Genomic DNA, 12,270 nt, shown 5'->3' with positions numbered 1-12,270 from the left:
TCCCCGGCCTTCCCGGCCTCCCCGGCGGTGATCAAGGAGTTCGTGGCGGGACCGGGCGTGCTCCCGGACACGAACTCCTTGATCACCGCCGGGGAGGCCGGGAAGGCCGGGGAGGGTAAGGGTGGGTTTTGGGGAAAACGGCCCGGTTCGGTGCCTCTGTGGCGTGTGATCGGTCGTGAAACCAGCGTGTTCTACGCGCTGTCACCTCGACCGGGAGTACGCGTGCTCGTCCTGCTGATCGTGCACCTGGTGGCGGCGCTGCTCGCCCCGCTGTTGGTCCGCCGGTGGGGTCCGCGCGCCTGCCTGCTGCTCGCGCTCGCCCCGGCCGCCACAGCGGTCTGGGCGGCGGCGCACACAGCCGCGGTACGCGACGGCGGCGAGGTGGTCGAGACGTACCCCTGGATCTCGCAGCTCCAGCTCGACGTGGCGCTGCGGGTCACCACGCTGTCCTGGCTGATGCTGTTGCTCGTCGGCGGCGTCGGCGCGCTGGTGCTGGTCTACTCCGCCCGCTACTTCCCGCCCGGGTCGATCGGGCTGGCCCGGTTCGCCGCCGTCATGGTCGCCTTCGCCGGGGCGATGCTCGGTCTCGTCGTCTCCGACGACCTGCTGCTGCTCTACGTGTTCTGGGAACTGACCACCGTCTTCTCCTACCTGCTGATCGGGCACAGCACCGAGCGCCGGTCCAGCCGGTGGGCCGCCGCGCAGGCGCTCACCGTGACCACGCTGGGCGGGCTGGCCATGCTCGTCGGGTTCCTGCTGCTCGGCCACCACGCCGGCGGCTACCGGTGGTCCGAGGTGGCCTCGGCGCCGCTGCCCGGCGGCGGGTACCTGACCGTCGCGGTGCTGCTCATCCTCGCCGGGGCGCTGGCGAAGTCCGCGGTGTTCCCCTTCAACGCCTGGCTGCCGGTGGCGATGGCCGCCCCCACACCGGTGAGCGCGTACCTGCACGCGGCGGCGATGGTGAAGGCCGGCATCTTCCTCATCGGACTGCTCGGCCCGGTGCTCGCCCCGGTCGACGGATGGCGGCCGGTCACAGTGGCCGCCGGCCTGGTCACGCTCGTCATCGGCGGGTGGGCGGCGTTGCGGCAGACCGACCTGAAGCTGCTGCTGGCGTACGGGACGGTCAGCCAGCTCGGCCTGCTCACTGTGGTGTTCGGCGCGGGCACCCCGAAGGCGGCGCTGGCCGGCATGGCGATGCTGGCCGCACACGCCCTGTTCAAGGCGGCGCTGTTCCTGATCGTCGGCATCCTCGACCACGAGGCCGGCACCCGGGACCTGCGGGAGCTGTCCGGGGTGGGACGGGCCGCGCCGGTGCTGGCCACAGTCGCCGCGCTGGCCGCCGCCTCGATGGCCGGGGTACCGCCGCTGCTCGGGTTCGTCGGGAAGGAGGCGGCGCTCGCCGCGTTCACCGGCGATCCACTGGTCCTGATCGTGCTGGTGGTCGGTAGCGCGCTCACCGTCGCGTACAGCATCCGGTTCCTCTGGGGCGCGTTCGGCGTCCGGCCCGGCGTGCCGGACACCGAGCTGGCCCGGCCGCCCGCCGCGATGCTCGTACCCCCGTCGCTGCTCGCCGTGGCTGGGCTCGCCGCCGGTCCGGCCGCCGGGTGGCTGAGCGGCCTGTTCGAGCCGTACGCCGAGCTGTTCGGGCCGGTCGAGGAGCACCTGGCGCTGTGGCACGGACCCACGGCGGCGCTCGGCCTGTCCGCTCTCGTGCTGGCCGGCGGTGTGGTGCTGCACCTGGTCCGCGGCCCGCTGGCGCCCGCGCTGGCGCGGCTGCGCTCGCCGGTGAACGGCAATCAGGGGTACGAGTGGGTGACGCACGGCTTCGACCGGCTCGCCATCGAGGTCACCGGCGCCACCCAGCGCGGCTCGCTGCCGCAGTACCTCGGCACCGTGCTGCTCGCGCTGGTGTTCGTGCCGGGCGGAGCGATGATCGCCACCGCGCCGTGGCGGGTCGACCTGGCGGTCTGGGACAGCCCGGCCCAGCTCGTGGTCTGCGTGGTGATCGCGGTCGCCGCGCTGCTCGCGGTCGGCGCGCGTCGCCGGCTCACCGCGATGCTGCTCGTCGGCGTGACCGGCTACGGCACCGCGATGATGTTCGTCCTCTACGGCGCGCCGGACGTGGCGCTGACCCAGTTCCTCGTGGAGACCGCGACGATCGCCGTGTTCGTGCTGGTGCTGCGGCGGCTGCCGGAGCGTTTCTCGGCCCGTCCGCTGCGCCGCAGCCGCTGGGTGCGGCGCGGCATCGGGATCGCCGTCGGCGTGGTGATGGCCGGTCTGGCGCTGGCCGCGGCCGGAGCGCGGCGGGCGCCGTCGATCTCCGCGGCCTTCCCCGATCTCTCCCTGGCCGAGGGGTACGGCCGCAACGTCGTGAACGTGACCCTGGTCGACATCCGGGCGTGGGACACGATGGGGGAGATCTCGGTGCTCGTCGTGACCGCGACCGGCGTGGCCAGCCTGATCTACGAACGTTCCCGCACCGGGCCGCGTCCCCGCCGTCCCCAGCCGGTCGCGTCGCGCGCCGGCGACCGGCGCACGGTGTGGCTGCGCGGCGGGCAGACGCTGCCGGAGCGCCGGCGCTCGATCGTGTTCGAGGTGGTCACCCGGCTGATCTTCCACACCGTGCTGGTCTTCTCGCTGTTCCTGCTCTTCTCCGGGCACAACGCCCCCGGCGGCGGCTTCGCCGGCGGGCTGGTCGCCGGCCTCGCACTGGCCCTGCGTTACCTGGCCGGCGGCCGGTACGAGCTGGCCGAGGCGGCGCCGGTCGGGGCCGGCACGGTGCTCGGCGCGGGTCTGGGCATCGCGGTCGGCAGCGGGGTGCTCGGCCTCGCGCTCACCGGTGAGGTGCTCCAGAGCGTGAAGGTCAACCTGTGGCTGCCGGTGGTCGGCGACTTCTACCTGGTCACGTCGCTGTTCTTCGACATCGGCGTCTACCTGGTGGTGGTCGGGCTGGTGCTGGACATCCTGCGCAGCCTGGGCGCCGAGGTGGACCGGCACGTGGAAGCCGCCGGTGAGGCGGGCCGCGGGCTCGTCGTCCAGCGGGACGGCCCACCATGACGCGGGGGGCGGCCGGGCCGACGCTGGTGCTGGTGCTGGCGGTCGGGGTGCTCGTCGCCGCCGGTGTCACGCTGCTGCTCGAACGCAGCCTGACCCGGATCCTGCTCGGCATCATCCTGCTCGGCAACGGCGTGAACCTGCTCATCCTGCTCGGTGGGCGAGCCGGTGCCGCACCGCTCGTGGGTTCCACGTCGCAGGGCGAGATGAGCGACGCGCTGCCGCAGGCCATGGTGCTCACCGCCGTGGTGATCACCTTCGGGCTGACCGCGTTCCTGCTCGCCGTCGCCTACCGGAGCTGGTACACCAGCGGCGACGACGAGGTGCAGGACGACCTGGAGGACCGGCAGATCGTCCGGCTCGCCGAGAGCAACGAGGTGTCCACGGCGGACCTCGGCGGCGAGGGCCCGGACGACGACCCGGAGCAGGTGGATCCGGAGCCGGCCCGCCGGCGGTTGCGCCGGGACGGGGAGCCGCAGTGAGCGCGAGGAGTGAGCCGGGTCTGCGAGCCCCGCAGTCGCGAACGGAGATGGCGCAGTGAGCGCGAGGAGTGAGCCGGGTCTGCGAGCCCCGCAGTCGCGAACGGAGATGGCGCTGTGAGTGCCCTCGTGCCGCTTCCGGTGGTGGTGCCGCTGCTCGGCGCGGCGCTCACCCTGCTGCTGTCCGGGCGGCCCCGCCTGCAGCGGTGGGTGAGCGTGCTCTGCCTGTCCAGCGTCCTGGTGGTGGCGGCGGTGCTGCTGGTGCAGGCGTACCGGTTCGGGCCGGTGGTGGTGCAGGTGGGCGGCTGGCCGGCGCCGGTGGGCATCGTGCTGGTGGCGGACCAGCTGGCGGCGCTGATGGTGCTCGTCTCCGCGGCGGTGACGCTGTGCGTGCTGCTCTACTCGATCGGCCAGGGCCGGGGGGAGACCGGGGAGACCGCGCCGGTGAGCATCTTCCACCCCACGTACCTGGTGCTGACCGCGGGCGTGACGAACGCCTTCCTGGCCGGGGACCTGTTCAACCTCTTCGTCGGCTTCGAGATCCTGCTGGCCGCGAGCTTCGTGCTGATCACGCTGGGCGGCACCGAGGTGCGGTTGCGGACCGGATCGACGTACGTGGTGGTCAGCATCCTGTCGTCGCTGCTGTTCCTGTCCGCCGTGGGGCTGGTGTACGCGGCCACCGGCACGGTGAACATGGCGCAGCTCGCCGGCCGGCTGGACGCGCTGCCGTCGGGCGTACGCATGACCCTGCAACTGACGCTGCTGCTCGCGTTCGGGATCAAGGCGGCGGTGTTCCCGCTGTCGGCGTGGCTGCCGGACAGCTACCCGACCGCCCCCGCCCCGGTGACCGCGGTCTTCGCCGGCCTGCTCACCAAGGTCGGCGTGTACGCGATCATCCGCACCGAGACGCTGCTGTTCCCCGGCGGGCAGGTCGCCACGCTGCTGATGGTGGTGGCCGGGCTGACCATGGTGGTCGGCATCCTCGGCGCGGTCGCCCAGTCGGACCTGAAGCGGCTGCTCTCCTTCACGCTCGTGAGCCACATCGGCTACATGATCTTCGGGGTGGCTCTGAGCAGCGTCGCCGGACTGTCCGGGGCGATCTTCTACGTGGTGCACCACATCACCATCCAGACCACGCTGTTCCTGGTCGCCGGCCTGGTCGAGGAACGCGCGGGCAGTACCGACCTGCGCCGTATCGGCGGCCTGGCGCGGATCGCCCCGATGCTCGGCGTGCTCTTCTTCGTCCCCGCGATGAACCTGGCGGGCATCCCGCCGTTCTCCGGGTTCCTCGGCAAGCTCGGCCTGCTCCAGGCCGGCGTGGCAGCAGGCGGCACGCTGCCCGCGGTGCTGGTCGCGGCCGGCACGCTGACCAGCCTGCTCACGCTCTACGCCGCCTCCCGGGTGTGGAACATCGCGTTCTGGCGGGAGCCCCGGCTGGCCACCGCCACCCCGCCGGCCCGGCTGCCCGGACTGATGGTCGGGGCGACCACCGCCCTGGTGGCGCTGGGCGTGCTGTTCACGCTGCTGGCCGGTCCGCTGTTCCAGGTCACCGCGGACGCGGCCACCGACCTGCGTGAGCGCACCCCGTACGTGCGGGCGGTCCTGCCCCGGGACGTGCCGTGACCGACGACCTGCCCCCGGGCCGGGGCGCCACCGGGGAGCCGAAAGGCGTACCCCGGGCCGCGCCCGCACCGGACGCGCCGGCGCCGGCAGTCGGCCGGGGCGGGCGGCGCCGCGACCAGGCGCTGGCGCTCGGCTGGCTGGTCGCCGCCTGGCTGCTGCTGTGGGGCGACGTGTCAGTGGGCAACCTGATCGCCGGGCTGGTGGTCGGCGTGGCCGTGCTGCTGTTCTTCCCGCTGCCGCCGGTCACCTTCGGCGGCCGGTTCCGCCCCCGCGAGCTACTGGTGTTCCTGGTCACCTTCATCGCGGAGCTGGTCAGCGCCAGCCTGCACGTCGCCGCCGTGGCGCTGCGCTTCGGCTACCGCCCGCGCGGCGCGATCATCGCGGTGCCGCTGCGCGTGCGCACCGATCTCAACCTGGCGCTCACCGCCGAGGTGATCTCGCTGGTGCCGGGCACCCTGATCCTCGACGTCGACCGGGCCCGGGGCGTGCTCTACGTGCATGTGCTCGACGTGCGCGGCCCCGAGGACGTGAGCGGCAGCCGGGAGCGCGTGCTCGCCGTCGAACGGCGCATCGTCCGCGCCATCGGATCTCCCGCCGAGGTACACCGGCTCGACCTCGAACCCGTCGAACGGAGGAACCATCAGTGACTGCCCTGCTCGCCGTCGCGCTCACGGTGCTGCTCTCGGCCACCGCGCTGCTCGCCCTGGCCCGCATCTACCGCGGCCCGTCCCTGCTCGACCGGGTCGTCGCGGCCGACCTGCTGCTGACGGCGATGCTCGCCGCGGTGGGGGCGGAGGCCGCTGTCAACCGGCACGCCACCACGCTGCCCGTGCTGGTGGTGCTCTCCCTGCTCGGCTTCATCGGGTCGGTGTCGCTGGTGCGCTTCGCGGTCCGGGCCGAAGCGTGAGCGCGGGCACCGTGGCGGACTGGGCGGGCGGGTTCCTGCTGCTGGCCGGGGCGGCGCTCGGCCTGGTCGCCGGCATCGGGCTGGTGCGCTTCCCGGACGTGCTGGATCGGATGCACACGGCCACCAAGCCGCAGGTGCTCGGCGTCCTGCTGCTCCTGGCCGGGCTGGCGTTGCGCCTGCGTACCCCCTCGGACCTGGGCATGCTGGTTCTGGTGGCGATCTTCCAGCTCTCCACCGCGCCGGTCGCCGCGCAGATGATCGGCCGGGCCGCCTACCGGTCCGGGCGGGTCGACCGGACGCTGCTGGACGTGGACGAGCTGGCCGGGCGCTGAACCGGACGTGGGGGAGGGTTCCCGGCACCCCCAGCGGACGTCCAGCCGGGACCGATAAAATGGTCCGCATGATCGACTCTCCTGCCCCGGAGGGCAGCAGTAGCCGGCCGGGTAATACCCGGCGAATTCCCTCCCCGACGACCCCGGGAGCCCTGAACCTCCCGTGTTGATCCTCGTCGGTCTCCTTCTCATCACCGTCCTCACCGCCGCCACCGGTTACTTCGTGGCCCAGGAGTTCGGTTACGTCGCCGTGGACCGGGGCAAGCTCAAGCAGCTCGCCGACGGTGGCGACCGTGCCGCGGCCCGGGCTCTGGAGGTGACCGGGCGGCTCTCGTTCATGCTGTCCGGCGCGCAGCTCGGCATCACCGTGACCGCCCTGCTCGTCGGTTACGTCGCCGAGCCGTTCCTGGGCGCCGGGCTGGCCGACCTGCTCGGCCTCACCGGGATCTCCAGCACGGTGGCGTTGCCGCTGTCGGTGGCGCTCGCCCTGATCATCGCCACAGTGGTGCAGATGGTCCTGGGTGAGCTGGCCCCGAAGAACCTGGCCATCGCGCGAGCCGAACCGCTGGCCCGGGCGCTGTCCCGGTCCACCCTGATCTACCTGAAGATCGCCGGTCCGCTGATCACGCTCTTCGACCGGGCCGCCGTACGGCTGCTCCGCCGCATCGGCATCGAGCCGATCGAGGAGCTGCCCAGCGGCGCCACCCCGCAGGACCTGGAACAGATCATCGCCGAGTCCCGGGAGGAGGGGCACCTCGACGCCGAGATGTCCGACCTGCTGGACCGGGGCCTCGACTTCCGCGGACTGACCGCCGGCGAGGCGATGGTTCCCCGGGTCGACGTGCACACCGTCCGGGCCGACGAGCCGGTCAGCCGGATCGTCGAGCTGCTGGACACCGGCCACTCCCGGTTCCCGGTGAGCGGCGCCGAGGGCGTCGACGACCTGATCGGCGTGGTCGGCATCGCCGACGTGCTCGGGGTGCCCCCGGCGCAGCGCGCGACCACCCGGGTCGACGCGGTGGCCGTACCCCCGTTGCTGGTGCCCGAGACGCTGCCGCTGCCGACGGTGCTGGACCGCCTGCGGTCCGGGCACCGGCAGCTCGCCTGCGTGGTCGACGAGTACGGCGGCTTCGCCGGTGTGATCACGCTGGAGGACCTGGCCGAGGAGCTGGTCGGGCCGATCCGCGACGAGGACGACCCGCCGGACCGCGCCGCGGCGCGGCAGGAGGACGGCTCCTGGGTGGTCCCGGCGCGCTGGCGCATCGACGAGGTCGCCGACAGCACCGGCATCGAGCTGCCCGAGGCGCCCGAGTACGACACGCTCTCCGGTCTGGTCATGCGGGAGTTGGGCCGGGTGCCCGAGGTCGGTGACCTGCTGGAGATCCCCGTCGCCACGGACGGCGACGGGCCGGCGTCCGGCCCGCGGGTGCTGGTCGAGGTGCTTGCGGTGGACCGGCACGTGGCCGACTCGGTGCGGCTGCGGCCGACCGCCGACGTGTCGGGGGAGGGCGCCGCATGAGCCCCGGGTTCGCGTTGCTCTTCTCCGTGGTGCTGCTGGCGCTCAACGGGTTCTTCGTGGCCGCCGAGTTCGCGCTCGTGGCGGCCAAGCGGTACCGGCTGGAACAGTCGGCCGCGAGTGGCGGCCGGGCGGCCCGCGCGGCGCTCGACGGCGTCCGCGAGCTGAGCCTCATGCTGGCCGGCGCGCAGCTCGGCATCACGCTGTGCACGCTGGGTCTGGGCGCGCTGGCCGAGCCGGCCATCGAGCACCTGCTCAGCCCGCTGCTGCACGCGGTCGGCCTGCCCGCCGCGGCCAGTCACGTGGTCGCGCTGGTGTTCGCGCTGTCCCTGGTGACGTTCCTGCACCTGGTGGTGGGCGAGATGGCCCCGAAGTCCTGGGCGATCACCGACGCGGAGCGTTCGGCGATCCTGCTGGCGCTGCCGTTCCGGGCCTTCGCCCGGATCGTCCGGCCGGTGCTCTCCGTGCTCAACGGGCTCGCGAACGCGATGCTGCGCCTGTTCGGGGTGCAACAGCAGGACCAGCTGGCCCAGGTGCACGGCCCGGACGAGCTGCGCATCCTGCTGGAGCAGTCCCGGGAACACGGGCTGCTCGGCGCCGAGCAGCACCAGTTGCTCAGCAGCATGCTGGAGCTCCAGGGCACCACCGTCGCCCAGGTGATGGAGCCGTTCGACCGGATCGTCACGGTGGGCCGGGGCGAGACCGCCGAGCGGATCGAGCACGTCTCCCGCGACAGCGGCCGATCCCGGCTGGCGGTGGTCGACACCGGCGGCGAGGTGTGCGGCCTGGTGCACGTACGTGAGGCGGTGCGCGCCGTCACCACCGGCCGCCCGGCGACCGCTGAGGAGCTGATGACCAACGCCTTCACATTGCCGGCCGAGGCGTCGGTGACCGAGGCGGTGGCCGCCATGCGGGCGCAGCAGGCGCAGCTCGCGCTGGTGAGCAACGGCGGCGGGCCGACCCGGCCGATCGGGTTCGTCGCGCTGGAGGACCTCCTGGAGGAGGTCATCGGCGAGTTCGACGACGAGACCGACCCGGTGCCGCGAGGCCGCCGGATGCGCTGACCGTCATGATCCATGCCGGCCCGGCGAGGTGGGACACCACCTCGCCGGGCCGGCGTCCGTTCCGGCCGGGCGGGCATGGCCGGGCGGGCAGCGGGAAAGCCCCGGCATGCGGTTGACCGGCGTGTCGCGGGACTCGGCCTGGACCGGGCTCTCGGTGAGCACCACGGTGCCCAACCCGAGCACCCGTCCGGGCCTGCGCCTGCCGGGCCGGGTGACGCTGAGCGCCGGCGGCTCGGACGTGCCGGTCCGGCACGTCCGGCTGGGGCTGGTGACCCAGGTCGAACCGGAGGACCCGGAGGCGCCGCGCCGCCTGGTGCAGTTCCGGACGTGGACGATCGCGGGACGGTTCGTGGTGCCGGCCGGGCACCGGCGCGCAGTGGACTTCGCCGTGCCGCTGCCGTGGGAGTCGCCGGTGACCACGTACGGCGGGGTGCCGTTGCTGAGCCTGCGTACCGGGCTACGCACCGAGGTGTCGGTGGACCCGGAGGTGGACCAGGGCGCGATGGTGCCGGTGCTGATCCATCCGCTGCCCACCCAGGAGCACGTGCTCGCCGCGCTGGACACGCTCGGCTTCGCGATCCGGCAGGCGGGGCTGCGCGAGGGACGGCTGCCGGGGGTGGAGCAGACGTTGCCGTTCCAGCAGTGGTACGGGTTCTGGGCCGCGCCGCTCTACGCCGGCCCGATGACCGAACTCGAAGTGATCATGCTGACCGACTCGGCCGGCATGGAGGTGCTGCTCTGGGTGGACCGGCGGCTCTCCCTGGCCGGGATCACCCATCAGAGCATCAGCCGGTTCCGGGTCTGGCACGCCGGGGCCGACCAGCGGGACTGGGTGGCCACAGTGGACGGCTGGCTGCGGCACACCATCGACAGGCACGCGGCCGCCGCCGCGCACGCCGACTGGTCGGCCACGATCCGCGAGTCGGCGCACGTCAGCCGCCGCCCCGACCGGCCCGTCGCGCCCGGCTACGGGCTCGGTGGGACGGCCGGCGGCGCGGGCATCGGCGGTGGGGGCGGAGGCGGCGACGGCACCTGACCGGCGCCGCCCGTCAACCGGCGGCGAGCTTGAGGCTGAAGCCGAGGAACAGCACCGCGACCGCTGTGGTGCCGCTCGCGGCGAGCCGGCGGCGCTGCCGGAACTGGGCCGCCAGGTACGTGCCGGTGAAGATCAGCACGGTCAGGTAGATCGCGCTGGCGACCTGTGCGATCAGCCCGAGCAGCAGGAACGACAGCGCCGGCCACGCGTACCCGGGGTCGACGAACTGGATGAAGAACGAGACGAAGAACAGGATCGCCTTCGGGTTGAGCAGGCTGATCACCAGCGCCCGCCGGAACGGCTCCCGCTGCCCCGCCGGCTCGACCTCGTCGATCAGGCGTGGCGTGGCCGGGTCGTTGCGGTCGCGCCAGCGCCGCCACGCGCCGCGCAGCATGGCCAGCCCCAGATACCCGAGGTACGCCGCGCCGGCGTACTTGATCACCAGGTAGAGCGGCGGGTACGCCTGGAGCAGCGAGGCCACCCCGGCGGCGGACAGGACCATCAGCACCGCGTCGCCGACGAACACCCCGGCCGCGGCCCGGTAACCGGTGGCCACGCCCCGGCGGGCGGCGGTGGCGAGCACGAAGAGCGAGTTCGGGCCGGGCAGCAGCACGATCGCCACGGTGCCCAGCACGTACGTCCAGATGTCGGTGATCCCCAGCACGCCGGACATCATGACGCCGCGGCCGCCGTCGGGCGAAGCCTTTCCCGCAGGCTGACCTGTGCCTTCGGCCACTCCTGCGCGAGCATGGAGTACTGCACGGTGTCCCGCCAGGAGCCGTCGGCGCGTTGCTTGTGCTGACGCAGCACGCCCTCCCGGCTCGCGCCGAGCCGTGCGATGGCCCGCTGCGAGCGTTCGTTACGGATGTCGGTGTGCCAGACCACGCGGACCGCGTCCAGGTCGTCGAAGGCCCGGCGCAGCAGCAGCAGCTTCGCCTCGGTGTTGACGCCGGTACGCCACCACGGGCGGCCCAGCCAGGTGTAGCCGATCGCCAGCGACCGGCGGACCGGGTCGATCTCGTAGTAGGAGGTCGTGCCGATCACGGCGCCGGTGGTGGCGCAGCGCTGCGTCCAGCACACCTGCTCGCCGCGCTCCTGCGCCTCCAGGTAGCTGGCGATCACCCGACGCATCTCGGCGGCGTCGGCGGGCTGCGTGCCGCCCAGGTGCCGCCAGACCTCCTCGTCGGCGGTGGCGGCGTACAGCTCGTCGGCGTGGGCGAGGTCGAGCGGCTCCAGCACGACGTGCTCGCCGCGCAGCACCGCCGGCTCGTGCCACGGCGAGCGGGCCGCCCGCAGGTACGCGGGCACCGGCGCGGCCACCCCGGGCGCCGGTTCGGGGCGTCCGGGCGTGAGCCGCAGCGGCACCACACCGGCCCAGTACGGCAGCGCCTCGTCGGCCGGCTCGTCGTTCACCCCGCCGGTGCGCATTCGTACCGACACCTCGCGCAGCGGCAGCGCCAGCACGGCCGTCTCGGCCAGTTCGCGCCGGTTCGGCGGGCGGCTGTCGGCGGACCGGCCGGTGGCCACCTTCTCCACCAGCGCGGTCATCGCCGCGGCCTTCTCGCCGGGGTCGTCGACCAGCCGGGCGGTGCCGTGCGCCACCACCGAGCGGTAGTTGGCGCTGTGGTGGAACTGGGAGCGGGCGTAGATCAGCCCGTCGAGGTGGGTCACGGCGACGCAGACCGGCAGCCCGGCCTCGCCCCGGGCGGCGAGCAGCGGCCGGCTGCCGGTGGACCCGTGCAGGTAGAGCGTGTCGCCGAGGCGGACGTGCAGCGTCGGCAGGACGCGCGGCTCGCCGTCGACGGTGAACGCCAGCGCGCAGTGGTACGCCTCGTCGAGCAGCGCGTGGGCGGTGGCCCGGTCGTAGTGCATCCGGTCGCGGGCGCGGCTGGCGGTGGTGCGTTCGGTCGGGGGGTACACGTGACATCCCACCTTCGTGCTAGTACAATCTCCGAACTGTGGCAGCACATTATCAGATCGTCGGTTCCACCTCGGCCGCGATTTCGGGAAGCGTCGAATCCGGCATCCGCACCGGTGACCTCGCCCCGGGCGACGCCCTGCCCGCCGTCCGCGCGCTCGCCGCCGACCTCGGCGTCAGCCCGGCCACCGTCGCGAAGGCATACCAGGAACTGCGGCAACGCGGCCTGGTCGCGACCGCCGGCCGGCACGGCACCCGGGTCCGCCCCCGCCCGCCGGGGGGTCCGATCTCGGCGGCGAGCGCGGCCAGGTGCGGCCCGAGCGGGGGGCTGGCTCTTATAC

At 73.5% G+C, this 12,270-nt stretch carries 12 protein-coding genes; 10 read left to right on the top strand and 2 right to left on the bottom strand.

Translation table 11 applies throughout. The annotated features are described in order from the left end of the window. Positions 1–222: 222 nt before the first annotated feature. From F8279_RS26910 to F8279_RS26870, 9 genes are all read left to right on the top strand, one after another. On the top strand, positions 223–3,057 hold the full coding sequence (locus F8279_RS26910; RefSeq protein ID WP_151501430.1) for a Na+/H+ antiporter subunit A: 2,835 nt from the start codon (positions 223–225) through the stop codon (positions 3,055–3,057). Then, positions 3,054–3,536 (top strand): Na(+)/H(+) antiporter subunit C, encoded by a 483-nt coding sequence (locus F8279_RS26905; RefSeq protein ID WP_151501429.1) that lies wholly within the window; start codon positions 3,054–3,056, stop codon positions 3,534–3,536. Before F8279_RS26910 ends, F8279_RS26905 begins: the two co-directional genes overlap by 4 nt. A 114-nt stretch (positions 3,537–3,650) precedes the next feature. Beyond that, positions 3,651–5,156, top strand: a complete 1,506-nt coding sequence (locus tag F8279_RS26900) for a Na+/H+ antiporter subunit D (protein ID WP_151501428.1) — start codon at positions 3,651–3,653, stop codon at positions 5,154–5,156. Next, complete coding sequence (locus F8279_RS26895) at positions 5,153–5,803, top strand: Na+/H+ antiporter subunit E (protein WP_151501427.1); 651 nt, start codon at positions 5,153–5,155, stop codon at positions 5,801–5,803. The genes F8279_RS26900 and F8279_RS26895 overlap by 4 nt, the downstream gene beginning before the upstream one ends. After that, positions 5,800–6,063 carry a monovalent cation/H+ antiporter complex subunit F gene (locus tag F8279_RS26890; RefSeq protein WP_091419822.1) on the top strand — a complete coding sequence of 88 codons (264 nt, stop codon included), beginning with the start codon at positions 5,800–5,802 and terminating at the stop codon, positions 6,061–6,063. Before F8279_RS26895 ends, F8279_RS26890 begins: the two co-directional genes overlap by 4 nt. Continuing rightward, on the top strand, positions 6,060–6,395 hold the full coding sequence (gene mnhG / locus F8279_RS26885; protein WP_175438704.1) for a monovalent cation/H(+) antiporter subunit G: 336 nt from the start codon (positions 6,060–6,062) through the stop codon (positions 6,393–6,395). The genes F8279_RS26890 and mnhG overlap by 4 nt, the downstream gene beginning before the upstream one ends. A 163-nt stretch (positions 6,396–6,558) precedes the next feature. Then, complete coding sequence (locus tag F8279_RS26880) at positions 6,559–7,914, top strand: hemolysin family protein (protein ID WP_091419825.1); 1,356 nt, start codon at positions 6,559–6,561, stop codon at positions 7,912–7,914. Beyond that, positions 7,911–8,975, top strand: a complete 1,065-nt coding sequence (locus F8279_RS26875; RefSeq protein WP_091419827.1) for a hemolysin family protein — start codon at positions 7,911–7,913, stop codon at positions 8,973–8,975. Before F8279_RS26880 ends, F8279_RS26875 begins: the two co-directional genes overlap by 4 nt. Positions 8,976–9,081: 106 nt before the next feature. Further along, positions 9,082–10,011 (top strand): sporulation protein, encoded by a 930-nt coding sequence (locus tag F8279_RS26870; RefSeq protein ID WP_151501426.1) that lies wholly within the window; start codon positions 9,082–9,084, stop codon positions 10,009–10,011. A 13-nt stretch (positions 10,012–10,024) separates the two neighbouring features. Here the strand turns inward: F8279_RS26870 and leuE are convergent, their stop codons facing one another. Together leuE and F8279_RS26860 are read right to left on the bottom strand one after the other, a co-directional pair. Further along, positions 10,025–10,687 carry a leucine efflux protein LeuE gene (leuE, locus tag F8279_RS26865; protein ID WP_091419832.1) on the bottom strand — a complete coding sequence of 221 codons (663 nt, stop codon included), beginning with the start codon at positions 10,685–10,687 and terminating at the stop codon, positions 10,025–10,027. Beyond that, positions 10,684–11,931, bottom strand: a complete 1,248-nt coding sequence (locus F8279_RS26860) for a bifunctional pyridoxamine 5'-phosphate oxidase family protein/GNAT family N-acetyltransferase (RefSeq protein ID WP_151501425.1) — start codon at positions 11,929–11,931, stop codon at positions 10,684–10,686. Before F8279_RS26860 ends, leuE begins: the two co-directional genes overlap by 4 nt. 38 nt (positions 11,932–11,969) lie before the next feature. Between F8279_RS26860 and F8279_RS26855 the strand changes: the two genes are divergently transcribed. Beyond that, on the top strand, positions 11,970–12,270 hold a 301-nt coding region (locus tag F8279_RS26855), incomplete at its 3' end, for a GntR family transcriptional regulator (RefSeq protein WP_151501424.1).

Source organism: Micromonospora sp. AMSO1212t, assembly GCF_008868145.1.
Classification (GTDB): domain Bacteria; phylum Actinomycetota; class Actinomycetes; order Mycobacteriales; family Micromonosporaceae; genus Micromonospora; species Micromonospora tulbaghiae.
Note: the sequence above shows the minus strand (reverse complement) of the source record. Positions and strands in the feature narration are given on the sequence as shown.

Coding starts and splice junctions, on each gene's coding strand:
- leuE (WP_091419832.1), bottom strand. CDS start 10,687: ATGATGTCCGGCGTGCTGGGGATCACCGACATCTGGACGTACGTGCTG.
- F8279_RS26905 (WP_151501429.1), top strand. CDS start 3,054: ATGACGCGGGGGGCGGCCGGGCCGACGCTGGTGCTGGTGCTGGCGGTC.
- F8279_RS26870 (WP_151501426.1), top strand. CDS start 9,082: ATGCGGTTGACCGGCGTGTCGCGGGACTCGGCCTGGACCGGGCTCTCG.
- F8279_RS26875 (WP_091419827.1), top strand. CDS start 7,911: ATGAGCCCCGGGTTCGCGTTGCTCTTCTCCGTGGTGCTGCTGGCGCTC.